This window comes from Shewanella yunxiaonensis, assembly GCF_018223345.1.
GTDB classification, from domain to species: domain Bacteria; phylum Pseudomonadota; class Gammaproteobacteria; order Enterobacterales; family Shewanellaceae; genus Shewanella; species Shewanella yunxiaonensis.
Genome location: NZ_CP073587.1, coordinates 3,055,188 through 3,079,909 on the forward strand (window position 1 = coordinate 3,055,188; position 24,722 = coordinate 3,079,909).

The 24,722-nt window shown below is 51.2% G+C and carries 24 protein-coding genes; 11 read left to right on the top strand and 13 right to left on the bottom strand.

The window, feature by feature from the left end:
- Positions 1-29 precede the first annotated feature (29 nt).
- Complete coding sequence (locus tag KDN34_RS13985) at positions 30-1,067, bottom strand: endonuclease/exonuclease/phosphatase family protein (RefSeq protein WP_212594327.1); 1,038 nt, start codon at positions 1,065-1,067, stop codon at positions 30-32.
- A 213-nt stretch (positions 1,068-1,280) separates the two neighbouring features.
- Here KDN34_RS13985 and KDN34_RS13990 point away from each other — a divergent pair, with 213 nt between their 5' ends.
- Positions 1,281-1,703 (top strand): CBS domain-containing protein, encoded by a 423-nt coding sequence (locus tag KDN34_RS13990; RefSeq protein ID WP_212594328.1) that lies wholly within the window; start codon positions 1,281-1,283, stop codon positions 1,701-1,703.
- Between the two features lie 68 nt (positions 1,704-1,771).
- On the opposite strand, the gene KDN34_RS13995 is transcribed toward KDN34_RS13990, so the two are convergent.
- From KDN34_RS13995 to KDN34_RS14025, 7 genes are all read right to left on the bottom strand, one after another.
- On the bottom strand, positions 1,772-2,056 hold the full coding sequence (locus KDN34_RS13995) for a heavy-metal-associated domain-containing protein (RefSeq protein WP_212594329.1): 285 nt from the start codon (positions 2,054-2,056) through the stop codon (positions 1,772-1,774).
- Positions 2,053-2,433, bottom strand: a complete 381-nt coding sequence (locus tag KDN34_RS14000) for a mercuric transporter MerT family protein (RefSeq protein ID WP_212594330.1) — start codon at positions 2,431-2,433, stop codon at positions 2,053-2,055. The genes KDN34_RS13995 and KDN34_RS14000 overlap by 4 nt, the downstream gene beginning before the upstream one ends.
- A complete protein-coding gene (locus KDN34_RS14005; protein WP_212594331.1) occupies positions 2,405-3,544 on the bottom strand; it encodes a transglutaminase-like domain-containing protein in 1,140 nt (379 codons plus the stop codon). The genes KDN34_RS14000 and KDN34_RS14005 overlap by 29 nt, the downstream gene beginning before the upstream one ends.
- Positions 3,545-3,818: 274 nt before the next feature.
- Entirely contained in the window at positions 3,819-5,039 is a 1,221-nt protein-coding gene (locus KDN34_RS14010; RefSeq protein ID WP_212594332.1) for a phosphoenolpyruvate carboxylase, read from the bottom strand.
- Positions 5,036-5,674 carry a hypothetical protein gene (locus KDN34_RS14015; protein ID WP_212594333.1) on the bottom strand — a complete coding sequence of 213 codons (639 nt, stop codon included), beginning with the start codon at positions 5,672-5,674 and terminating at the stop codon, positions 5,036-5,038. Before KDN34_RS14015 ends, KDN34_RS14010 begins: the two co-directional genes overlap by 4 nt.
- The gene (locus KDN34_RS14020; protein WP_212594334.1) at positions 5,675-9,346 is read right to left on the bottom strand and encodes an ATP-binding protein; all 3,672 of its coding nucleotides are present in this window, start codon (positions 9,344-9,346) and stop codon (positions 5,675-5,677) included. It lies immediately after the preceding gene.
- Between the two features lie 155 nt (positions 9,347-9,501).
- Positions 9,502-9,699, bottom strand: coding sequence for a YheV family putative zinc ribbon protein (locus tag KDN34_RS14025; RefSeq protein WP_212594335.1), 198 nt, complete (start codon positions 9,697-9,699; stop codon positions 9,502-9,504).
- 145 nt (positions 9,700-9,844) lie between these two features.
- Between KDN34_RS14025 and KDN34_RS14030 the strand changes: the two genes are divergently transcribed.
- From KDN34_RS14030 to KDN34_RS14050, 5 genes are all read left to right on the top strand, one after another.
- Entirely contained in the window at positions 9,845-11,749 is a 1,905-nt protein-coding gene (locus KDN34_RS14030; RefSeq protein ID WP_212594336.1) for an ABC transporter ATP-binding protein, read from the top strand.
- 38 nt (positions 11,750-11,787) lie between these two features.
- Complete coding sequence (locus KDN34_RS14035) at positions 11,788-12,270, top strand: DUF2390 domain-containing protein (RefSeq protein ID WP_212594337.1); 483 nt, start codon at positions 11,788-11,790, stop codon at positions 12,268-12,270.
- A 13-nt stretch (positions 12,271-12,283) separates the two neighbouring features.
- A complete protein-coding gene (locus KDN34_RS14040) occupies positions 12,284-13,261 on the top strand; it encodes a hydrolase (protein WP_212594338.1) in 978 nt (325 codons plus the stop codon).
- On the top strand, positions 13,245-13,502 hold the full coding sequence (locus KDN34_RS14045) for a YheU family protein (RefSeq protein WP_212594339.1): 258 nt from the start codon (positions 13,245-13,247) through the stop codon (positions 13,500-13,502). The genes KDN34_RS14040 and KDN34_RS14045 overlap by 17 nt, the downstream gene beginning before the upstream one ends.
- A gap of 104 nt (positions 13,503-13,606) precedes the next feature.
- The gene (locus tag KDN34_RS14050; RefSeq protein WP_212594340.1) at positions 13,607-14,494 is read left to right on the top strand and encodes a phosphoribulokinase; all 888 of its coding nucleotides are present in this window, start codon (positions 13,607-13,609) and stop codon (positions 14,492-14,494) included.
- 224 nt (positions 14,495-14,718) lie between these two features.
- Here KDN34_RS14050 and KDN34_RS14055 read toward each other — a convergent pair whose 3' ends face one another.
- Complete coding sequence (locus tag KDN34_RS14055; RefSeq protein ID WP_228730351.1) at positions 14,719-15,498, bottom strand: tetratricopeptide repeat protein; 780 nt, start codon at positions 15,496-15,498, stop codon at positions 14,719-14,721.
- Positions 15,499-15,867: 369 nt separating this feature from the next.
- On the opposite strand from KDN34_RS14055, the gene crp reads away from it, so the two are divergent.
- The 4 genes from crp to KDN34_RS14075 all read left to right on the top strand — a co-directional run bounded on the left by crp (position 15,868) and on the right by KDN34_RS14075 (position 18,925).
- Complete coding sequence (gene crp / locus KDN34_RS14060; RefSeq protein WP_133039871.1) at positions 15,868-16,503, top strand: cAMP-activated global transcriptional regulator CRP; 636 nt, start codon at positions 15,868-15,870, stop codon at positions 16,501-16,503.
- A gap of 85 nt (positions 16,504-16,588) precedes the next feature.
- Positions 16,589-16,933 carry a PepSY domain-containing protein gene (locus KDN34_RS14065; RefSeq protein WP_212594342.1) on the top strand — a complete coding sequence of 115 codons (345 nt, stop codon included), beginning with the start codon at positions 16,589-16,591 and terminating at the stop codon, positions 16,931-16,933.
- The gene (locus tag KDN34_RS14070; RefSeq protein ID WP_212594343.1) at positions 16,914-17,591 is read left to right on the top strand and encodes a response regulator transcription factor; all 678 of its coding nucleotides are present in this window, start codon (positions 16,914-16,916) and stop codon (positions 17,589-17,591) included. Before KDN34_RS14065 ends, KDN34_RS14070 begins: the two co-directional genes overlap by 20 nt.
- Entirely contained in the window at positions 17,588-18,925 is a 1,338-nt protein-coding gene (locus tag KDN34_RS14075; protein ID WP_212594344.1) for an ATP-binding protein, read from the top strand. Before KDN34_RS14070 ends, KDN34_RS14075 begins: the two co-directional genes overlap by 4 nt.
- A 14-nt stretch (positions 18,926-18,939) precedes the next feature.
- Here KDN34_RS14075 and KDN34_RS14080 read toward each other — a convergent pair whose 3' ends face one another.
- Genes KDN34_RS14080 through KDN34_RS14090 form a run of 3 tightly spaced genes read right to left on the bottom strand, consistent with a single transcriptional unit; the run spans position 18,940 to position 23,133 of the window.
- Positions 18,940-20,475, bottom strand: a complete 1,536-nt coding sequence (locus KDN34_RS14080; RefSeq protein WP_212594345.1) for a DHA2 family efflux MFS transporter permease subunit — start codon at positions 20,473-20,475, stop codon at positions 18,940-18,942.
- Between the two features lie 5 nt (positions 20,476-20,480).
- The gene (locus KDN34_RS14085; RefSeq protein ID WP_212594346.1) at positions 20,481-21,674 is read right to left on the bottom strand and encodes an HlyD family secretion protein; all 1,194 of its coding nucleotides are present in this window, start codon (positions 21,672-21,674) and stop codon (positions 20,481-20,483) included.
- Positions 21,675-21,684: 10 nt separating this feature from the next.
- Positions 21,685-23,133, bottom strand: coding sequence for an efflux transporter outer membrane subunit (locus tag KDN34_RS14090; RefSeq protein ID WP_275484225.1), 1,449 nt, complete (start codon positions 23,131-23,133; stop codon positions 21,685-21,687).
- A gap of 101 nt (positions 23,134-23,234) precedes the next feature.
- Between KDN34_RS14090 and KDN34_RS14095 the strand changes: the two genes are divergently transcribed.
- The gene (locus KDN34_RS14095) at positions 23,235-23,837 is read left to right on the top strand and encodes a TetR/AcrR family transcriptional regulator (protein WP_212594348.1); all 603 of its coding nucleotides are present in this window, start codon (positions 23,235-23,237) and stop codon (positions 23,835-23,837) included.
- A 51-nt stretch (positions 23,838-23,888) separates the two neighbouring features.
- On the opposite strand, the gene KDN34_RS14100 is transcribed toward KDN34_RS14095, so the two are convergent.
- Entirely contained in the window at positions 23,889-24,695 is an 807-nt protein-coding gene (locus tag KDN34_RS14100) for a DUF1338 domain-containing protein (RefSeq protein ID WP_212594349.1), read from the bottom strand.
- Positions 24,696-24,722: the final 27 nt, after the last annotated feature.

Consider the following 24,722-nt stretch of genomic DNA (forward strand, 5'->3'; position numbering starts at 1 on the left):
CGGCAAATTCCGGCAGAGGCTGACAGTGATTAAGGTTGACGCAAGCTGACGGTGGCAGCCACTGGAGTGTGATCGCTCGCCATAACATCCTGCTGATAATCAGGCCGGATTAAATGATCGTCATACACCCGGTATTCGGAGACCTGTCCCAAGCTATGTTGGCTAGCCCCGTTGAATTCCTGACTTAGCAGAAGATGATCCACTGCACTGCCACTGGCACCATGGAAATGGCTCACCGGTCGCGCTTGCGTCAACTGCTGGTATTGCTGCCATAGCGCCCAAGCGTCGTATAAACGATAACGACCAATACGTTGTTGCAATTGTAACTCGTCCAACCCAGACAACCCCGCGGCGCGTAAATCGGTGGCAAACAATCGACTGCTATCGGTCATCAAGGCACGCATTTCGCTACTATCGATGGTGGCATTAAAATCCCCCATCAGCACCATGGCATGACCACTGTCTCTGCGCCGCTGCAACATGGCCTGATACAGCAGCGCTGCCTCAGTCCCGCGTTTGACAATGGATGCCCAGCGCCCCAGCGCACTTCCCGCCAGCAATGCTGGTACCCCTTCGAGATGGCTGTCTTGCGCCGTCAACAATGCCCGAGGCGATTTAAAATGCACTACGTAAATATCAGTTGTACCAATGCCAGGAAGCAGAGTGGTAGCTCGCAGAAAACTGCGGCTAGGGACAAATTCGTCGGTGATTCCCAGTGCAGCAATCAACTGCCGATCGATATCTACCTGACTCACGTCTGTCAGCGGGAAAGCACTCGCCAGTGCCACCACACTTTGATGGGCCACGTAACCGGTGACTTGTGGTTCAGCAACGGTCACAAAATAGGGTAAATCACACTCGGCACACAGTGACTGCAACGCCGTTGGACTGAAGACTTCCTGCATCCCCAGCAACTGAGGGCGGGCCGACCGCAGCCAGCGCCGTGTCCAGTCGCATTTCTGGTGCCACTGTGACTGGCTGTAAATATTGTCAAATTGGTGATAAGCCAGTGGTGGCGCAGCAAAATTATAAAGATTGAGGGTCGCGATAGTAAAATCATCAGACATAGTGCAACAGCCGGAAAAAAGTCTCTCAGTGGATCTTATGCTGTCAGACCTATTTGTCCAGTCAGCCCACAGCCCACCGAATAAGTTCAGCCGGGGTATTGTCGGAAATTTTTTTATAAAAGCGCTTATTATTCATTTCGCGGTGTCTCTGACATATGATTAAAGCTCCAGCAACACGCGACGCTGCGCAGTCTCTGCGATAAGGAAACCGCTATGAAAGTACAGGACATAATGACCGCCGATGTGGTGTGTATCCGTGATGGGGCCTCTATTAAAGATGCTCACCAGTTAATGCAAAGCCGCGGTGTACGCCACTTGCCGGTGATTTCAGAAGTTGATGGCACCTTAGTGGGGTTGCTGACTCACAAAAAGATGGTGGCCACCGTCATCGGCTTACTTAATCGGTATGGTTCCGGAGCATTGGAACGGCGCGAACGCTATACCCCGTTGGCGGAGTTGATGGAAACCGACTTTACCCCATTGACCAGTACCACCCCACTGACGGAAGTGGTGGATTACTTCGTGGGTAACAAACTGGGCTGTTTGCCGGTCATCGACAGCAACCGCAAAGTGCTGGGGATTATCACCTCGTCCGATTTTGTGAAATTGTGCGCCCAGCTACTGAAACACGCCTAGCCACATCACTGCAAGTACCCCATAAAAAAGGCGATGCCTTCACATCGCCTCGTTAAAATTGTTACTGGCTAAGACCGCTTTTCAACTTTATTGATAACACCTTTATAGCCAGTTTTATCAATCGCTTGCAGCAATTTATTGGTATCAAACCCTTCAGGCACAAGCACTACCGCCTGGCGGGTTTTCAGTGATGACTTGGCTTTAATCACGCCGTCAGTTTGCCGCAGCACTTTATTGACCACGGTGACACACAACGGACAGGTCATGGCGTCTACGTCAATGACAACTGTTTCGTTCGCCGCCCAAACCGCAGGGCTGGCAAGCAACAAGAACATCAGCATCAAGCGTTTCATTCAAACCTCTCCAGAATCCAAGGCAATACATAGGGATACAGCTGAAAGGCCAGTACCAGAGGCACGGCAATCCAATACAGGATCAACATTTTGGTACGGCTAAAAGTGCCAGTACACAAAGGTCGGCGCGAAAAATACAAACGCCAGAACCCCATCGCAATCAGTGCCGTAGACAATAACAGCATTGGATAATGCAGCCAGGTCAACTGTTCTGCACCTGACAGACTGGCAGCAGAAACACCAAACACCAAATAGAGTAACGGGCCAATACAGCAAAGACTCGAAGCGACTGCGGCAACTACCGCAGTCACTAGCGTTGCAACAAAACCACGTGCGCTAGTTTGCGTCTCAGCGCTGCTCTGTTGACTTGTAATCATAAGCAAATACTTTCGGATCGTAGAAATTCACCGGATCGCCATCGACTTCAGCATAGGGATAAGCGAAATCGTTAAGCGGTGTCTGTTCTGCCACGGGATACAGATCAAAATCACGCCCATAGTTAAAGGCGATCCAGTTCATTTCCCAGTTACCAAAAAGATAGTCATTGACCGCCTGTGAGGCTGGGTCCTGCTTATCCTTTTTCTCGACCAGGCGCATCTTAGTGACATCACCTGGATCGGCAGGCAACCAGCCAAAGCCCGCCAGATAGAACATCGCCCGGCAATGCTGACCACCGCTGATGTTAGCCACACCATGTTCATCGGCGCTACCAAAGGCTTTATGGGAATATTTGCCCATTTTAATTGCCTGGCCGACACGGATACCAAACACTTCTTTCGCTGGAATTCCCGCAGCGCGAGCCAAAGCAACAAACACTGAACTGATATCAGTACATTTGCCCCCCAGATCGCCAGATTTGAGAATCGTTGCCACATCACCAGTACCACAACCGATGACATCCGGATTACGGAACATGTGGTCGGTAACCCACTGATAAATCTTATGGGCTTTGTGCAATGGATTGGTTTCGTTCGCCACAATGTTATCTGCGGTTTGTTTCACCAGACCATCTACCGGAATGTGGGGGGTTGACAACAGGAAAGGTTTTACCTCTGCCGGATACTGGATCACTTCCGGTACGCGATAATTGTCCAGCTCACCATTTTTACGGGGTTCCCAGTCCTGAGTTTCAATCACAAATTCCAGTTTCAGTGTCAACTGACCGTTGGCATTGGGCCAGGTGGCAAACAGCGTTTTAGCGCCATAAGCGTTACCCGTAGTGATGTAGGCGTCTTGATAGTTGCCTTCAAATTGGAGACTGCACACATGCTGGAAGGTCATATCCGCGGGTAATGGGATCCACAGTTTCACGACACCTGCAGAACCTTGCGGGGCTTTCACATCATAATTCTGAGTCACGGTAAAACGGCGACGGCCTTCAGTTGCAGTAATCGCGGGTTTAGCCTCTACTGAGGTTGCCAGCAGCGGACTGACAATACCTGCAGCTGATAACAGGGCAGCATTCTTTAAAAAATCTCGTCTTTGCATTATTGAGTTCCTTTATACATCACATCAAGAAGCTACCGCCAAGCTGTGCGACCGCAGAGCACTGCGCCTTCATTACGTCGCAACCAAGCAAACTAGAGCCTTCTAACATTGGGTGATTCATAAAACAGCATTTAGGGTGCATACGATACACCGCTAATTTGTCACATCAAGAGCGAAATATTAGCGCTTGGTTAATAATCGCGATCGTCAGTGGTGTTCAGCTCAGCCGAGCTGATTACCACGATATTTTAACCTTGTCAGTGCTGAACGACTGTCAGCGCAATCCCACTTCTACATCCCGGATAATAAAATTACCGGAATAAACTGGATGAGCTTCGCCCAGGGGTTCTAGGTCAAAAAACTGCTTATGCTCGTCACTCAGGCCTTCAAAACCGCCAATCACCTGGAACAGCCAGCTTTCAGCATCCCAGGGTAATTGATGCGACTGCAAATATTGCAATGCCGATTGGTTACGACCGGAATCGATCACGGCACAGAAATATTCGTCAACGGCCTGTTTCAGTGGATTATCAGGAATATCAAAGGCTTCAGCGGCAACCACAGCCACTGGCTGTGCTTCTTGCACTGAATGTTGCGGCAAAGCGTCGCGGCTGATCGCTTTGATGGTGGCTACCAACTCCAGCAACTGCGGTTCATGTTGCGCGTTATGCACATCCACCGCCGCCGGTGCCAACAACGACTGTGCCTGATTAAACAGCGGTGAGATCTGTTTGTGGGCCACATGGTCGGCCACTTCATAATCCGGATGCAGATCGGTATATAGCAACCAGCCCTTGAGCAGACGGGTACGCCCCTGAATTTTACGAAAACGTCCCAATAGCTCCAGCAACCGCCCTTGCACCACACTGAGTTCCTGGGCACAGGAGCTGAGGGTTTCCTGTAAGCTGGTGACCAGCAAACGCCGCAATTCACGGATATCCCCGGCCAGCTCACCCAGTTCACGGAACTCAAACATCTCCAGCCCGTTCAGCAACTCGGTCACCTGGCTCTGGGCCAGTTCGTTCTCACGGATTTTGGCGCTGATCGAGCCGACATAGCCAAATTCGTTATTGATGCGACCCCATAGCACCCGGATGGAGTAACGCAGACTTTCGGTAAAGCTGTATACCTGTTCAGACAAATCCGCCAGATAGGCTTCGGCAGCGCTGTAATCGACACTGGCACGCGCCTCACGATAGTGACTCGCCAGCGTTTTAATCGTCGCCAGTGCCGAGCCAACGTTAGCGTTGATTTGGCGGTTACGTTCATCTTTCAGCCCATCTTCCAGCAATGCGCGCACGTTGCGCGACAAGCGCAGCTGTTCGCCGGGTTCCGGACGCCATAAGATGCCACTTTCTGTGAGCTTTTTAACGGCTGCCGGTTCCAGCTTCTCTTCGTCGATGCTGCCACCCAGATAGGTGTCCATCACCAGTTCGGCATGGCGACCGAGCAAGCGCAGTAACTTGACGCCAGCCTGATGCAGATTGCTGCTCATAGCAGGTCCCTCTGACTGGCGGTTTCTGCCTGCGCCTCCAGGCTCAGGCTCTCAGTTTCATCAATAAAACGGATCACTTCATACAAGTAATCCAGTTTGCCGGTGGCGAGATAAATCTGCTTTTCCGGGTTCGGTCGCAACAGATAGCCCAGTTCCACCAGCCGTTTGAATACCAGTTTAATCTGCCCGTCAACACTGTTGGAGCTGGAACCAAATAAACGATATTGGCTGAGTTTAGCCAGTTGTTCACGAAACGCCGGCGTATCTTCAATCCGGGTCTGTAACTCAGTTAACCGCACCGGGGCACCTTCTGTCAGTGGCGCATCCTGGCCGCTGGCTTCCTGCACCAGCACCAGCCATTCCACTAAGGGGATCAACGACTGGCAGATCTCACGAAACTGCGCCGAAATAATTTTGCGTTCATTGTCGCCAAGATTAACGTAGCCACAAAAGAACACCTCGCCGTCAGCGGCCTGAGCCACGGTGCGGTTAATCTGATTCAGATAGGCTTCTACTCGGTCACGGGTGGCCGGATTTTTTAAGGCACGCCAGCCGTCTTCAAAGCTGGTACGGCAGATAAATTCGCCCCGCAGCAGGCGCTCAATCAGTTCACCATTGGCTATGATTTCGCTCATTTACACCGCCTCCTTCGCCAGACGTTCACTGAGTTTTTGGGCAATCGGGTCCAGCTTCGGTTTCACCAGCTGTAAGCGCTTGGTCTGCTTATTAATGATGTAACGGTTAACGAACAGGTTGAGCACTTCCGATTCCGGATTCGGGAATGCGCCCAGCACACAGATATTGTTGTTTTCACAGGCATCGAAAATCTTCTTCACGTTGCTGTGATGCAAAGTGCCCAGTTCATCAATCGGCCAGTGGATAGTGACATCCGCCTTACCACGCAACAAACGGGTAAACGCCAGCAGGAATTTACACAGAATTAGATATGCCATGCCGTGACTGGAAGATTCGTTGAGCTGGCGATCGGTGCGAATAATCAGGTCGGAGTTACCTTCTTTCAGGCGCAATTCAATCTCCAGCAACTTGGCAATGCCACCAGTCAGTGCGGAGCGGCCGATGATATCCAGCGCCCGGCGCATACTGTCGGTGTAGTGTTCATCGGGTAACTTGCTAAAACCATCGGCTTTCCAGGCACGGAACGCTTTGACGAAGGTTTCCAGTTCCGGCCAGAATTCCAGCTCGCTGATACGGGAGCGGATCTTCACCGCCGAATCAGAAACCCCTTCCAGGAACAGCTCCTCACCCACTTCACGGGTAATACGCGCACTCTGCGAGGCAATACGGCGGTCGATATCGGCCAGCACATCGTAAAATGCGGTGAGATCCACACCGAAAATACGCCCCTGTTCCCGTAAGGCGGTGACCGATTGCGGCACCATCACGTTCAGCAGTTGCTCCAGTGCGGGCACCAGCTTGTGGTAATCCAACAGCCGGATCCCTTTGTCAGTAACATAGCTGGAATCTTCACGGGCCCGTTCCCAGGTTTCAGCCAGACTAGAGCCGGACTTGGCGGCAATCACTTGATCGAAATGATCCACATACTGCTTTACCGAACCCAACAGATAATCGCGTTTCAGTAATAACTCTTCGCCCTGACGCAGACGCTCGCTGATGCTGCCCGGCGTTTCTTCATTATTTTTGGGCAGCTTCAGTTCACTCAGCTTACGCAGCAGGCCACGCAATTTACTGAGATTTTCCGAGGCTTCCACCTGTGCGGCATTGGACTGACGCAGACTAGTTTCCAACTGCTGTCGTTGTTGTTTCACTTCGCTGGCGCGGCTTTTCAGCTGCTGATCTAGCGTTGATACGGCCTGTTTGACTTTCGCCAATTCGCTCACCAGCTTAGGCTTACGTTGTAACCAGGTATGTTGATACCAGTCTTCGTAGCGCAACACCTCGCTACGGCGCTGTTCAGCACTGGCAATCTGACCGTCCAGTTCGCGCATCTGCCGTTTTAGCGCCACGATTTCATCTTCATTGATGCCGCGGGATTTCAGTTCATTGCGATACCAGCTGTCGCACGCTTGCTGTTCCTGTTTGGCACGTTCACGGCGCTGTAAAATACTGTCGCGGATCGTCTGTAACTGCTGCTCAATCGCACCGGTGACATCCTGCCAGTACACCTGATTTTCCATGCGCGCTTCCAGCGCCAGCGATTTTTGTTCATCAACCCACTCAAGGTGCTGGTTGTGCAGTTGTTTCATCTCATAGTCGAGCTGCGTCAGCCGTTTACCGGCTTCGGCTTTACGCGCTGCCAGCGCCTGATTGATGGCGGTTTGGGCATTACGCCGCTCCTCCATCAAACGCCGCAAATCTTCCCGCAAATTCTTGTAGCTAGTGCGCGCCATGGTCAGCTCACGACCGAGACTATCCAGCGCACTGTTGGCGGCGACTAATTGCTCTTCTGCGGCTTGCTTCAGTGCCTCGGCATGTTGCAGCGCATCTTCGGCCTGCGCCAGTCGCGCCCGCAGTTCCGGCTCACTGGCGGCATAAGCCGGAAGATCCAGTGCTGGCAAATCCAGCGTTAACCCATAAAAGTTGTCGCTTTCGCCCAGATAGCCGGGGTGCAGATCGCTGCGATGCAGCAGTTCCGGATTCACTACTTTGCCCAGATGTTGCTCCCAACCGGGCAACTCACGCCGCAGGAACTCCAGCAAGGTATGTGACTGTGGGAACAGCATTTGCCGGATCTCATCCAGTTCACCTTGGCGCTCATTGACCCGCAGTGAGGCCAGTCGCAACGCTTCTGTCGCCTGCTCACGCTGCGCTTTAAGTTTGCGCTCTTCACTACTGAGGCGTTCGACCTTAACGTTAGCCGCTTCCTGTTCGGTATCGGCGCGTTCAATACGTTCATCAAACACCGCCAGCGCCAGCTTTTCCGCTTCGGTATAGCTGACGTTATTCACCAACAGTTGCTGCTCAGCTGCCGCTAACTTCAGTTGGTATTGCTGTTCCTGAAACTTGGCTTTGCCCGCATCAATGCGTTCGCGCCATTCATTGTCGAGTTTAGTGGTGTCGTCACTGGCAAGTTGTTTTTGCTTATCTAGCTGTTCCCGCTGTTCATCCTGTTGCTGATGCAGTTTTTCCAGCTCGCGGTTGAGCTGCTCACCAATTTTGCTGCGCCGGGCGTTATAAGCAGCTTCAACATCCTGATGTTTTTCGGTCAGCAGTTTGTGACGTTCGCTCAGACTTTCCAGATCGGCACGCCATAACGGCAGTTGTTCCAGATGCGCCTTGGCCTGTTCGATGTCGGCATCCAAGTAGGCATTTTGCTGGTTTTCAATACTGTCGAGTTCATCTTCCAGCTTGTTGGCATCGCCTTTGGCGGCCGACAACTCCTGGTTGATCTCATCGCGCTGCTCTTTCCACTGGTCATCTAAGGTTTTCAGGCGGAAATTACACTCCTGCGATAAGGTGTGTTGCTGCTCTTGCCGCTGACTTTCCAGCACTTCGTCGTGACGATAACCCAGTGACAGGCTAGCTAAGCGCAATTCCGCAGCCTGCAGTTCATTGAACTCCTGGTCCAGCTTGTCGAATTCGGGGCGGATTTTTTCAAAACCGGCAATCAGCTGGCTTTCACGGATCCAGGCTTCAACCCGTTGCGGATTAATGCTGGAGGTTGGTGGATTCACCCCGTCTTCTTCCAGAATGGCCGCAATCATTGACTTGACGGTTTCCATCTTGCCCTCTTTCGAGTGCACCGCCTTGGCCAGTTTTTCTATGTGACGTAATGAATGGTCGGCCTCGCACAGCGAAAACTGCCGCGCATAATTACGCAGTTCACTGCGGTTGCTGCCGGTATTCAGCAAGCTGCGATCATTCTGGATAATGGCGCGATATTCACGGGTGTTGAGCAGATTGGTGCATTCGACAGCAAGGCGTTTCATCTCGCGGCCGAGTTCCGCCATGGTGTAGCAGATAATGGTGTCGCCATTCTGTGACTTGATGTAATCCGCTAATTCAAAACCTTTGCCGATAAAGCGGTAGTTAACCCCTTTACCATCACCAGCCGAAGCCAGCACAGCCTGATATAGCAAACCATCGGCTTTCTGATATTCATAAATGATGTAGCTTGACTCGCGCGGCAGATACCAGCGCTCGAAGCTGTCGCGGGTCGACGGCACCACTCGACTAGGATATTCGCCGTAAAACACCGGCACTAACCGCTGCAAGGTGGTTTTACCGGAGGCGTTCGTACCGCAGATATTGGTATGGCCATCGAGACGCAGTTCCACTACGCCCGGCAGGTGGGTATCGATCAACAGAATTCGGATCAGGCTTGGCATATTTGTCCTTGTTATACAGAGAGAACGGTGGCGCGAGGCAATACCGTTCACGCAGGCAGCTTCTGGCCGCTTTATCTTAGCTCGTCAGTGAGGCCCCTAAAGTAAAGGAAAGCCCTGATGTTGGCAACGCCAGGGCGGTAGCCGCGTGACCGAGGTTATTCTGGCTTAAACAGACCGATGACCTGGCCTTGTGCCTTATCGGCCACTTTGGCTTCCGTTTGCTGTTCATGGTAACCGCATTCGATACATTCGACAGTTTCCACGCCGTTATCCTTATAGAGGACGATGCTATCAAGCGCCTGACATTTAGGGCAACGGGCGCCGGCAACAAAACGTTTTCTGGATTTGCTCATTTTCTATTCAACTGCAGATAACATAATGGCTATTTTGCCACATTCTGTGGTGTCAACGTAAGAATGGCGCATCAGTGCTATAGCGGAAGTCGCAGCTTGTGGGCTATGATCGGCGTTTTCACTTTTATCACTATTGCGTTAACCCATGATCACCATATCCCACGCGCAACTCATCCGCGGCAGTAAGGTACTGCTGGATGATGCTTCCGTCACCCTTTACCCCGGCCACAAAGTGGGGTTGGTCGGCGCCAACGGCACCGGCAAGTCCTCATTATTGGCACTGATCATGGGCAAACTGCACCTCGATAAAGGCGATATCAGCGTACCGGCTCAATGGCGCATCGCTACCGTTGCCCAAGAAACTCCGGCGCTCGACATGGCGGCTCTGGAATATGTACTGGATGGTGACCGCGAATTTCGCGAGCTGGAAAGTCAGTTAAAACTGGCAGAACAGCGCAATGATGGCAATGCTATCGCCGACCTGCACGGCAAGCTCGATGCGATTGGCGCCTACAGCATTCGCGCCCGTGCGGGCAGTTTGCTGGCGGGACTGGGGTTTGGCGAATCACAGCAAAGCCAGCCAGTGAAGAGTTTTTCCGGTGGCTGGCGCATGCGCCTCAACCTGGCGCAGGCACTGCTGTGCCGCTCAGAATTGTTGCTGTTGGACGAACCCACCAACCACCTAGATCTGGACACCATGTTCTGGCTGGAAGGCTGGCTTAAGAGCTATCAGGGCACGCTGGTGCTGATCAGCCATGACCGTGATTTCGTCGATGCGATCGTGGAAGAGATCATCCATGTTGAAAATCAGAAGCTGAATTTCTACCGTGGCAACTACACCGCATTTGAAGCCATACGTGCCGAACGCATGGCGCAGCAACAAGTCGCCTATGAAAAACAGCAGCGCGAACGCTCACATATGCAGTCTTACGTTGACCGTTTCCGTTACAAGGCCAGCAAGGCGCGGCAAGCACAAAGCCGCCTCAAGGCACTGGAAAAGATGACCGAGTTGTTGCCAGCGGCAGTGGATAATCCGTTCCAGATGGAGTTCCGCCCACCTTCGGCACTGCCCAACCCGTTGGTGATGATGGAAAACGTGGCCGTCGGCTATGGCGATACCACGATCCTCAATTCGGTGCATCTCAATCTGGTCCCAGGTGCCCGAATCGGTTTACTGGGACGCAATGGTGCCGGTAAATCGACCTTCATTAAACTGCTTGCCGGACAACTTGAACCGCAACGCGGTAAATATCAACCGAATCCCGGCCTCAATATCGGTTACTTTGCACAGCATCAGGTGGAATATCTGCGCCTGGACGATACCCCATTGCAACACCTGCAACGGCTGGCACCGGAGCAACGCGAACAGGAACTGCGAGATTTTCTCGGCGGCTTCGGTTTTCAGGGGGATATGGCACTATCACCGGTGCGGCCATTCTCTGGTGGTGAGAAAGCACGGTTGGTATTGGCGTTACTGGTATGGCAACGCCCTAACCTGTTGCTGTTAGACGAACCCACCAACCACCTGGATCTGGAGATGCGCCACGCGCTGACGGTTGCTTTACAGGATTTTGAAGGTGCGATGGTTATCGTTTCTCACGACCGGCATCTACTGCGCCTGACCTGTGATGATTATTATTTAGTGGATAGCGGTAAAGTCGAGCACTTTGCCGGTGATCTGGAAGATTATCATCAATGGCTACTGGATGCGGCGAAAGCGGCAAAACCACAGCCGCAAACTGATGGCAAACCGCAACAGGATAAGAAGCAGCAGAAACGCCAGGAAGCAGAGTTACGACAAAAGCTGTCGCCGCTGAAAAAGCAACAAGGCAAGCTCGAAGATGAACAGCAAAAGGTGACTGAACGTCTGGCGGAGCTGGAAAACCTGCTGGCAGATACCGAATTATATGCAGAACAGCATAAGGCCCGACTGACTGAGGTCTTGGCCGAGCGCACCACCCTCAACCAGAAACTGGAACAAAGTGAATTGAGCTGGCTCGAGTTACAGGAACAGATCGATAGTATTGAACTAGCGGCAACCTCTGCGTGAGCCGCCACAGGGAATGTTGAGGCGGAGCAAGGAGCATCATGTCAACACCCGATATTTTGACGCCATCTTGGTGGCGGGCGTGTGAACAGTATTATCCGGCCATTGAAGCCACCGCAATACAACTGCAGGATCAGCACGGCATTATCATCAACCTGTTATTGTTAGCGCTGGCGCTAGACAAACAACAATTACAGCTGCCATCTGACTGTTGGCAACCACTGCAGCAGCAGGTTTTAGCGTGGCAAAGTCGGATGCTTTCGCCTTATCGGCAACTGCGCAAGTTGGCAAAAGACTTCATTGAGCAAGACGAGTATCAACAGATGTTGCGCGTTGAGCTACTGCTGGAACGCAAGAGTCAGCAGTTGATATCGTTGACATTACGCCACATTCCCCTGCAACCAACTAACAACACCCCCACTAATCGGCGAGACTATTTAGCACAGTTTCAGCTTGAGCTTAGTGCTTATCCCGCACTCACTCACATCACTGACAGCTGTGATACACTAGCGGTGATGCCGTAACTGCCGAGTCACTATGCAACCGTTATTTTCGCCACCGTGGTGGAGCCGGAATCCACATATTCAAACCATATTGCCGGTGCTGACAAAAGTGCCGCAGCTGCCGTTGCAGCGAGAACGGCTAGAGCTGGATGACGGTGATTTTATCGATCTGGACTGGTGGGCCGCTCCCGAAGTTGGTCACCCCGTGCTGGTGTTAATTCATGGTTTGGAAGGCAGCGCCAGTTCGCACTACGCCCGGCGAATGGTACAGCAGTGCGCCCAGCGAGGATTAGCGGTGGTGGTGCATCATCATCGCGGCTGTTCCGGCGAACCCAACCGGTTGCCACGCAGTTACCACAGTGGTGATACTGCCGACATCGACCATACGTTTCGCCTGCTCAGACACCGTTATCCGCAATCACCACTGCTGGCAGTAGGTTACAGTCTCGGTGGCAATGTGTTAGCCAAATATCAGGGAGAACAGGGGAGCAACAGTCTGCTAAGTCGGGCAGCAGTCGTGTCTGCGCCTTTGGAACTGGCGGGGTGTTCCCGCAAACTGGAACAGGGTTTTTCCAGAGTCTATCAGCGCTATCTGTTGCAACAGCTGCAGCAAAAGATGCTGGCGAAAATCGCCCATAGCCCAGTCCCCGCATTACCGGATGCCAAGACCATAAAGCAGCTCAACACTTTCTATCAATTCGATGACCGACTCACCGGCCCGATGCATGGCTTTAGCGGTGCTGCTGAGTATTATGCACGCGCCAGCGCCCTGCCCCTGCTACACAAAATCGGGCGGCCAACGCTGTTTATACATGCGGCAGATGATCCGTTTATGAGTCAGTCGGTGATCCCTAATACCAGCAGCTTACCGGCGTGTGTACAATACGAGCTGTATCATCACGGTGGTCATGTGGGATTTATCGAAGGTGGAACGCCTTGGCGCCCTAAATTCTTTCTGGAACGGCGAGTACTGCAATATCTGTTGGAGAAGGATAATGTTGATCCCCTATGAGTCCTTGTTACGCCTGCCCACCAGCACTGTGGATAATCTGATCCGTGAATATCTGCTGTCACAAGTGGAAGATGGGAGTTTCAATGAGCTCAACGACAAGGCGATCCAAGCCGCCACAGAAAAATGTCGTCAGGCGCTTAAAAAAGGCGAATTAATAGTGGAATATAGTGAGGATGATGAATCTGTTGCTATCCGTTCCAGGGAACAGATTATTCAGCGGACACCTCTCAGTGAAGATTGACCAGACCGGCTCAGTGCCGTATAAGTAACTGCCTGCCTGTTACACTGTCATAACATTTAATGAAGTCGTTCAGGCAGCGACAGCTTCAGACACAGGTAGCAATCATGTCAGCAAAACATCCCATTATCGCAGTGACCGGCTCCTCTGGTGCAGGAACCACCACCACGACCACCGCTTTTAGTCATATCTTCCGGCAGTTGGGGATCAATGCCGCCATGGTAGAGGGCGATAGCTTTCACCACTACACGCGTGCCGAAATGGAAGTGATGATCCGCAAAGCCAAAGCGGAAAATCGCAATATCAGCTACTTCGGTCCGGAAGCCAACGACTTTGACCGCCTGGAAAAATGTTTCTCTGATTACTCCGCCACCGGCCAGGGAGAAACCCGTTCCTACCTGCATACCTTTGATGAAGCAGTACCGTACAATCAGATGCCGGGGACCTTTACTCAATGGCAGCCGCTACCTGATAACACTGACATGCTTTATTACGAAGGGTTGCATGGCGCGGTGGTAACGCCGGAAAATAATGTGGCACAACATGTCGATCTGCTGATCGGCATGGTACCGATTGTCAACCTGGAATGGATTCAGAAGATTATCCGCGACACCAGTGAGCGCGGCCACACCAAAGAAAAAGTGATGAACTCCATTGTGCGGTCGATGGAAGACTATATTAACCATATGACGCCACAGTTTTCGCGCACCCACATCAACTTCCAGCGCGTGCCGACGGTAGATACCTCCAACCCCTTTAGTGCCAAAGATATTCCCAGCCTGGATGAAAGCTTTGTGGTGATCCGCTTTCGCGGCATGGATAAGGTGGATTTTCCCTACTACCTCAGAATGATCCAGGGTTCATTTATGTCACGGGTCAATACACTGGTCGTACCGGGTGGCAAGATGTCATTAGCGATGGAACTGATCCTGACACCATTGATCAAGGAACTGATGGACCGCCGCATCGCCACCTTGGAACAAGAGCTGGAATAACCGCTATCTTCGCGATTTGATTAAGTTTGCTTTAAGCCCCTGTCGCTATATTAGCGGCCATCGGGATTTCAGCTGAAGTTCTGATCGCCGACACTCAGATGGGAATTGATTCCCCTCTACAATCTGTTTGTTTCTATCTGGATATGTCGGCAACCCGATCCAATTGTGTGGATGACTCTTTTTTCTCTCTCATACTTTGCCCATTGTGGGCTTTTTTTTTGCGTTTAATCTAATGGCAAAATTTCACGATACGGTTTGTGCTGCAAGTAGTCCCGCAGCCGGGATTTAAACTCATCCTCTTTATCGCGGATCTTCCCTTTATCTGCCTGTAACGCTGCAATAGCTTGCCGCTGTGCCTTGACCGCTTCATTAAAATTCCCCAATTCCGCATAGGCTGCGGCAAGGTTATCCAAATTAGTGGGATCCTGTTCATTCGTTTTCAGCAGATCAGTCGCCAACTGCACGGCCTTTTCACCATCACGAAATTGCTTTTCCGGACAGGTAGCTAAAATCCAGGCGGCATTACCCATCGAGACATTATCACCGGCTGCAGTGAAATATTTTACCGCTTTACCGCAGTGACGACTGACACCATCCCCCCCCGCAGCATAGATAAATCCCAGACGAAATTGTGCCCAGCGATCCTTGTCTGCAAGTTTCAAATACCAATGTTCTGCCAGTGACAGATCGCGTTTGATCAATTTACCTTCAAATGCCAGATCGGCTAGTGTCTTCTGCGCATTGGCACTGCCGTTATCCGCAGATTTTTTCAGCCATGAGACCCCGAGAACTTTATCGGCGTTAACAAAACGCCCAGAGACATACATCAGCCCTAAAAGGTACTGCGCTTCAGCGGACCCTTCCTCGGCACTGAGTTGCACATAAGCCACTTTACTGGCAATAAGTTCCTGCTGTGGTTGCGGAACTGCAAATGCCCAAGTATCAGCCGGCACGATCATCGCCAAGCCGGAAAATAGGGTGATTAAAACGCGTGGATATCTCACGACCGTATCCTGCATAGATAAAACTAAGCTCAAAGTTAGCCAGAATTGCCCCGCAAAGTCGAGCAATAAGCAGTAATTACTGATGAAAAGATAAACCGGATATCATCGATATATTAGCGTTCGGTCAAATCCTTAAGGAAGTTGTGATTTGCACTGCAAGACTGGGATACGGAGAAAGAGTAAACACAGGTATTTATTGACTTATATCACTAAAGTATCAGAATGTTGTAATTATTAAGCAGTTATTAATTTTTGCAGCGCAAACGGATTCAGCGCCAAGTAGTGATCGAAGGATTTTTTGGGTCAATTGACTCAAGATCCTTATTTAGCATACTCTAACTTTACACTAAACAATTGAGGAACAAAGGCATGGCTCTGATTGGTAAGCCAAAACCGGATCCAACATTGGAATGGTTTTTATCCCACTGTCACATTCATAAATATCCAGCCAAGAGCACGTTGATCCACGCCGGTGAAGGTTCTGATACCCTCTATTACATCGTGAAGGGTTCCGTCGCAGTTTTGATTAAAGACGACGAAGGCAAAGAGATGATCTTGTCTTATCTGAACCAGGGCGACTTTATCGGAGAGCTGGGGTTGTTCGAAGAGCAGGCAGAACGTACTGCTTGGGTTCGTGCGAAACAGGCATGTGAGATTGCTGAGATTTCCTATAAGAAATTTAAGCAGTTGATTCAGGTTAATCCAGAAATCCTGATGAAACTTGCAGCGCAGATGGCCCATCGTCTGCAGAATACCAGCCAGAAAGTGGGGAATTTAGCATTTTTGGACGTGGCGGGCCGTATTGCCCAGACATTGTTGCATCTTGCCAAGCAGCCAGATGCGATGACCCACCCAGATGGTATGCAGATCAAGATTACTCGTCAGGAAATCGGTCAGATTGTTGGCTGTTCCCGTGAAACTGTGGGTCGTATTCTGAAAATGTTAGAAGAGCAGAATTTGATCCAGGCACACGGTAAAACTATTGTGGTATACGGTACCCGTTAATTACTGATTCAGCTTGATTTAATCCTGATTTATTAAAGTGGCCAAGGTGTAAATTTTGGTCACTTTTTTGTTTTCAGGAGTGTTGATGAGTCGGCTGAGTCAACTGTGCTGGGCAGGTCTAATGCCTGTGATTGCCCACGCAAATGTGGCCAATTTACATCTCCAAGCAGATCACAATATTGCCAAGGCTTTGGTCAAATCCGGCGAAATTCTCTCCCTCGACACCACGCTGTCAAACATTAAACCGTTCTGTTATGGCCAATTGGTTGATGCGCATCTCTACCAGCGAGATGGCAAATGGCGTTATGATTTACTTATAAAAAATGACCAGGATACTTTGCTGCAACTGGATCTGAATGCCAGTACCAGCGAACATGATGGTCAACCATTACCAGAAGAGTGCCATCCTTATGAAACTGCTCCTCGTTGAAGACAATGATCTGTTGGTAACAGAGCTGCTGAAACAGCTGAAATTGGCTGGCTATGTCACCGATGTTGCTGCCAAGGCGCTGGATGCCGATTATCTGATCAAAGAAAGTCCTTATGACTGTGTCATTCTCGACATTGGATTGCCCGACGGCAATGGTTTGGAACTGCTGCAACGCTGGCGCCAACGCGGCATCACCACCCCGGTGATTATGCTCACCGCCCGTAGCCAGTGGCATGAAAAGGTTGAAGGTTTTAATGCGGGTGCCGACGATTATCTTGGCAAACCCTTCCATACCCAAGAGTTGTTAGCGCGGTTGCAAGCCGTGATTCACCGGACACATGGGCATGCGACCACGCCGAGCAAGCAGTTAAGTTTTGGCGGTGTAGTCCTTGATGAGACTGAACAGACGGTAACGGTTAACGATCACTGTTTTGAATTAACTGCCATGGAATTTCGCTTGCTGCGGATCTTTTTAATGTCACCCAAAAAGCTGCTCTCAAAAGCACAATTGAGTGACAAGCTGTATCAATTTGACGATGAGAAAGAGAGTAACGTCGTCGAAGTTTATGTGACGCATCTGCGTAAAAAACTTGGAAAAAATGCCATTGAAACCCGCCGTGGACAGGGCTATATCTTTCACGGTAGCCAGCAGTCATGATATCGATAAAAACCAAGCTGAGCTTGTGGCTGACAGTACTGGTACTGCTCAGCTCTTTGGTCGGGCTTGGTTTTATCGAGACGATGTTACGACAGGCGTTTCATGATTCCATTATTGATCGACTGCACGAAGACCTGGAACAGATAGTACTTGCCAGCCACATTAGCAATGATGACATTCTAATCGACAGTAGTCAGTTGTCAGGCTTCTACAATCCAGCCTACTCTGGCCGTTACTATCAGCTCAATATCGGCGACATCGAAGTGCGCTCTCGCTCATTGTGGGACAAGCACCTCGACATCACGCCGCTGGCACCGGGTGAAACCCGCGTCTGGCAATCGAAAGGGCCACAGCATCACGATATTCAGCTGTTCTCTAAAGGATTACCACCAATTTCTCCCGGCGATAACAACCCCACATTAACCGTCGCTCAGGATCTGAGTATTGGCCGTAAGGTCTTCACCGAAGTTTACGGTGCCAAACTGACCGTAAATGTCACCATGTTGCTGGTGATGCTGCTGGGGATCTTTATCATTCTGCGCCAATCCTTTAAACCAGTGAATAAAGTCAAACATGCTCTGTCACGTTTGCGCGAAGGCCATAGCTCGTCACTGTCGCTGGAAAGCGTACCAGCTGAGATCAAACCGCTGGCGGAGACTTATAACGAACTGCTGGAATACACCAGTAATCAGATCCAGCGCAGTCGCAATAACCTTGGCAATCTCAGTCATGGATTAAAAACACCATTAGCGGTGATGCGCCAGCAAGTAGAAGTTCTGGGACTGAAAGATCCAGAAACCGCTGCCGCATTGGAGCAGCAGTTGGATCAGATCCATAAAATGATCGAACGCAAGTTGGCAGCCGCCCGCATCACCGGCGATATGTTACCGGCGGCACAAATGGTGATCCCCAGAGATCTGGAAAGCCTGTGTCTGACCATGAACAAGGTACATCACCAGAAGCAGGTGGATCATAAATTTGATATCAGCGAACAAGTACCACGCCTGCCAATCCATCGCGAAGACGGTATGGAGTTGTTTGGCAACCTTTTGGACAACGCCTACAAGTGGGCCGCAGAAATGGTATTGGTACGTATCTGGCTGCAACAAGGCGAAATCCAGATAAGTATTGAAGATGATGGTCCCGGGGTCCCTGATGATGAGTTGGATAATCTCACTCACCGCGGCAAACGTCTTGATGAAGATGTAGCCGGCCATGGCTTAGGACTGTCGATAGTCAAGGATATCTGCGAACAATATCAGTTGCAGATATCCTTTGAACGCAGCCCTTCATTAGGTGGGCTGAAAGTGCTGATCCAAATGCCTAAGCATTAGGCAGCACCGCCTACCTAATGTGTGCCACCCCCACCGATTGAACGTACTGGCCGCGGTGCCAGCCAAATAGCAAAGGCTCCCACAGTGAATATGACCGCGACCCAGAGGAAGATTTGATTGGTGGCTACCATGGAGCTTTGCTGTTGCAACAACCAGTTAAGCGAGCCAAGACTCTGCTCCTGCGTCATTCCGCTGGCCTGCATTGCGTGCGCAGCTACTCCGGCTTTATCCGTCAGACCCGACAGTTCTGAATGCACATAAGTGGTCTCATTCTCCCATGAAGTATTAACCATCGACGTGGCCACCGCCCCGGAGAGCGTTCGAATAAAATTCATCAGTCCGGCGGCAGAGTCCATCTCCTGCATCTTGACGCACCCCAGGGCAATGGCGGTCAATGGCACAAAGAACAGCGGCATACCAATCCCTTGGAAAAACATCGGCATACTGATCTGCCAGAAGGTCATATCCATGTTGTTAAAGGCGCGCAGATACGTCCACAATCCCAGCCACATCACGCCAACAAAGACAAACGGCCGCGGGTCAAATTTGCTGGAAGCACTGGCTATCAGCGGTGCCAAGAACACCGCGATAATCCCCATCATTGCCGTAGAATAGCCGGAGATGGTGGCGGTGTAGCCCATATAGATCTGTAACCAGAGCGGCGTTACCACGGTTATCGCAAAAAACGCCCCAAACGCCAGACTTAGTGTCAGCATACTGGCGGCAAAACCGCGATGGCGAAACACCTTGAGATCCACCACCGGATTGCGTTCTGTCAGTTCCCAAATCAAAAAGGCAATAAAGCCAATCACCGCGATTATCCCCAGGATCACAATGCGACTGGAAGCAAACCAATCATGATCCTTGCCTTCATCGAGCATGATTTGCAAAGAGGCCACCCACACGACCAGTAACCCCAGACCGACTTTGTCGATAGCGGCCTTTTTGGTCTTGGTTTCAAAACCTTTAATCAATTGCCAACAACAAATGCCGGCAACAATCGCAAATGGCACTTTGAAGTAAAAAATATACGGCCAGGAGAACTGGTCACATAACACGCCGCCAAGGATCGGTCCCATGATGGGCGCCACCAAGGTGGTCATACTCCAGATGCCAATCGCGGCATGGCTTTTATCTTTGGGAAAGATACGGATCATCAAGGTTTGCGACAACGGCATCAATGGTCCACCGGATAATCCCAAAAACACGCGGAAGGTCACCAACATACTCATGCTGCTGGCAAGCCCGCACAACAGCGAAAACACGCCAAACATGATCAGACAGGTAACAAACACCTTAACTGAACCAAAACGGGATGCCAGCCAGCCGGTCAGTGGGACCGAAATCGCCTCCGCTACCGCATAAGAGGTAATGACATACGTGCCCTGACTGGTAGATGTGCCCAGACTGCCGGCAATGCTGGAAACGGATACGTTTGCGATAGTCGTGTCCAGAATGGCCAGAAAATTAGCCATGGCCAGACAGATCACGCCGCCGACCAACGCCCCCCCAGAGAGGGGCTGTGGCTCTGCAGTTACTGTTTGACTCATCAGCGTTAACCCCGACCATTAATCGGTAACTGCCGATCCGCTACCGCAGTAATCGCATTGATATTGGGTTGCGCCGCAGTATTGATCGTCACTTCCATCGACAATCCGACCTGTAACGGATGTGCCGCTAACTCGCTAGGATCAAGACCAATACGCACGGGTAAGCGCTGTACCACTTTAATCCAGTTACCAGTGGCATTTTGCGCCGGGATAGCAGAAAAAGCGGAGCCTGTACCGCCGGATAAACCGGTGACAACCCCATGGTAAATTACTTTATCACCATAGATATCTGCGGTGACTTCTACCGGTTGACCAATCTTCACCTGGCGTAATTCGACTTCTTTGAAATTCGCGTCTACATGCATATTTTGTACGGGAACCACAGTCATCAGTGGTGTTCCGATTTGCACGCGTTCCCCAATCTGCACCTGGCGTTTGGCAATCACCCCAGCAACGGGGGCACGAATAACCGTACGTCGCAAATCCACTTCTGCCTGCTGTAACTGCGCCTTGGCTTGCAGCACCTGCGGATTAGTATCTACTGTGGTATCGATGATCAACGCAGCATTGGCTTTCTTGTTACCAATTGACGATAAGCGATTGGCAACTGCCTGTGCTTCGGCAGCTTTGGCGGCATTGAGATTAGCCTCTGCCTGCGCAAAAGCAGTTTTAGCGTTGGTGAGTTCCTCTCCCGACACCGCACCAGATGTCACCAGATTTTCACGGCGCTGTAATTCCAGTTGCGCACGGGCATAATCCGCTTTGGACACCACTAACTCAGCCTTAGCACGTTGTTCATCCGCCTCCCGGGCTTTCACCAACGCCTGCAACCCTTCGTCATTAGCGACATAGCTGCTCACTTGACGTTTTGCCAACGCGTAATTCGCTTTGGCACGGTCATATGCCAGCCGGGCGTCTGTGTCATCCAGTACCACTAACACATCACCCTTTTGCACCATTTCGGTGTCCAGCACTTTTACTTCTGCCACAATACCGCTAACCGCAGGCGTCACAGCCGCAATTTCCGTCGCGGTATAGGCGTTGTCAGTTGAAACATAATGTGACGCCACAAAATACCAGTAGCTACCGCCGATGACAGCCGCAAAAATCATCGCAACAGCCAAGCCCACAAAACCCTTTTTACGCGACGCTGATGCCCGGGCAGCATCAAAAGGCTGCTCTGTCTTAGTTAAAGTCATGAATTAATTCTCAAGATTGAATTGACTGATAGCCACCACCCAACGCATGGATCAGCGCCAGGTCCAGCGAAAATGCCCGAGATTGCAGATTAACCAGCGCGCGCTGGCTACTCAGTAATCTGTCCTCTGCTGACAACACTTCCAGATAGGTGGCTAAACCACCTTTGTAGCGGTCGCTGGCGATTTGATGTGCTGTGGCTGCCGCGGCCACTGCTTCACGAGTTTTGCCAATCTGGGCGCGTAACGCCTGACTGCTAGTCAACACATCCGCCACATCATGTAAGGCATCCGCCAAAGTCTGCTGATATGAGGCCACTGCCTGGTGGTAATTTGCCTCTGCTGAAGTCAGTTGCCCCTCTAAACGCCCGCCACTGAAAATGGGCAGATACAGTGCCGGTCCAACGCTGCCAGCATCATTGCCAGCATCAAACAACTTATTGATGCCAAACGCCTGCAAACCGATAAAGGCCGACAGATTGATATCGGGATAAAACTGCGCTTTGGCAACCCCGACCCGATTTGCTGCCGCTTCAGCGCGCCAACGCGCGGCGGTAATGTCTGGCCGATGTCCGAGCAAGCCGACACCCGCATGAGCTGGCAGGCCAAAGGTTTGAGTCAGATGGATGGTTGGCCGAGAAATGCTTAAGGCTCTGTCCGGCCCTTGGCCCAGCAACGCGGCGATGGCATATTTCTGTAGTGACACAGATTCCCGGATCGACAACAACTCCGCTTCCGAACTGGCGGCAACGGCCTGTGCCTGACTGACTGCCCCCTGATTTTCCAGGCCATTGTCAAAGCGTTGCTTTAGCAGCGCAACGGTTTGTCGGCGCACACTCATGGCGGCGGCCGCGGTATCTTCATTGAGGTATAGCCGGGCAAGTTCCGCATAAGCATTGGCTACTGAGGTGGTCAGTATTAAGCGCGCAGCAGCCGTTTCCGCTGCTGTCGCGGCGAGATCGGAGGTTGCTGCCGCGACCATGCTTTTGTTCCGATCCCAGAAATCGATGTCATAGCTGAAATTCAGCCCAATGGTACCGTAATCATTCCAGCCCTGAGGTGGTGAAGATGCTTGATAGCGGTAGCTGACTTTCGTTTCCGACAGCGATGCTGCGGCACTCACCTGTGGTCTCTCGCTAGCGCCCATCTGCTGCAACATACCTTGGGCACTTGCCAGTCTTGCCTTTGCCAGCGCCAGCGACGGAGCTGTCGCTAATGCTTCCTGCATCAACTGATCAAGCTGTGGATCTTGATAAGCCTGCCACCAACTGTCTTTAGGCCAATCGCGTAACGACTGCTGGCCCAAGGTGTTACCGAATGCGAGTTTTGCCGACTGCGCCATCTTGGCAACTTGCTGCGATGCATCATGAACGGCGCAGCCGCCCAATGACAGCAAGACTGCTGTGGCCAAAAAAGATGTCTTGATCGTGACCACAGTCAGATTGTGTTGCCTGGGTTTCACTTTAATCTCCATAACAATACCGTACGGTACAGTTATACTCTTGACATCCCACGATAGTCAAGCGAAACTCGTGGGCGCAAACAGAGCAGCGTGGAGTCAAAATGCGGGTTAAGACTGAGGAGAAACGGCAGGCGATTATTGATATCGCGAAGGAGGCTTTTTTCAGTCAGGGATTTGAACAGACCTCAATGTCTTACATTTCACAACAACTGGGCGGATCTAAAGCCACACTCTATAACTACTTCAATTCTAAAGAAGAAATCTTTCATGCGGTGATGGAATCGTCAGCAACTGAACAGATTGCTGACGCGTTTCAATCGCTCAGTCAGACCAAAGATATGCGCACCATGATGCTGGAATTTGGGCACAACTATCTCAATTCGATCCTGACCCCTGAAATTATGGCGATTGATCGCATGGTGCGAGCTGAAGTGGGTCGCAGTGATCTGGGTAAGCAGTTTTATGCACAAGGGCCACAACGGGGCTGGCTCAACGTCAGTGAGTTTTTGGCAAAACGTATGGATAAAGCGGAAATACGTCGGGCCGAACCCTGGCTAGCCGCCATGCAGTTTAAAGCGTTACTGGAAGCTGAAATCCTGATGCCCTATTCGTTAGGGGCTGTCGACAAGCCCGACAATGCAACATTGACGCAGCTGGTTGCAACCGCAGTCGACAGTTTTCTGCAACTATACAAGGTTGATTAACCTCGTGGTGGCAGACAAAAAGGCCTTCCTCATGGAAGGCCTTGGCACGTTTTAAGACTCACTTTTGGCGTTAGTGCTTTCAAAAATTTTATCCGCCGATGCGGCCACAAAGCCGGTGTACAATTTGCCATCCGCTTTTGGATAACGCCGCGCAAATTCATAGAAGCAGCTGGGAATTTCCACGGTACGATCGCCAAACGCCACCGGGATGCGGTCTGCCATCGTCGAGGATTGTTCCAATAATACCGCCGCCGAGCCTTTAATCTCGCCACCGGCACTATTGAGGACAAAACCGGCAGCCTTTAACGCCTCATTGACCGCCTCCAGCGTCGAGAATCCGGCCAAATGATTCACCGATACGGTAAAATGATTGGCGCGATAGCCAAAAGCCGCCACCCACGCCGCATATTCACTTTCTTCCAGTAACCGTGAATAGGTGGCGTAGTCCATCGCCCAATGGCGACCTGAATAGAGAAAATCATCGGCGCTGGTCGCCTCATCCGGGATCTGTGCCACCAATTGAGCCACCGTCTGTTGTAACCAGGGGCTAAATTCTTCAACTAACAGTTCAGAGATAAACACTTTCGGTTGTGTTTCATCGGGATGTTCAAAGTGCTTGGCACGCAACTTTTTCTGTTCAAATCGATAGTCACCACACGCTTGATAACCTAGCTCAATGAAATGTGCGGCGAGCACCTCCAGTCCCACTTTCGGCAGATTGAAAGTTCGCAGTGCTATATGATCGTTGATGATCGCATTACCTTGTCCCAGCAGTTGATGCACCTTAGCTGCTGAGGGTGTCATGGAGATGTAATCCTGCCACATGGCAGCAAACAGGCTGTCGACGTCCTGATGCATATATCCTCCTGAGGTTAACCAACCGCC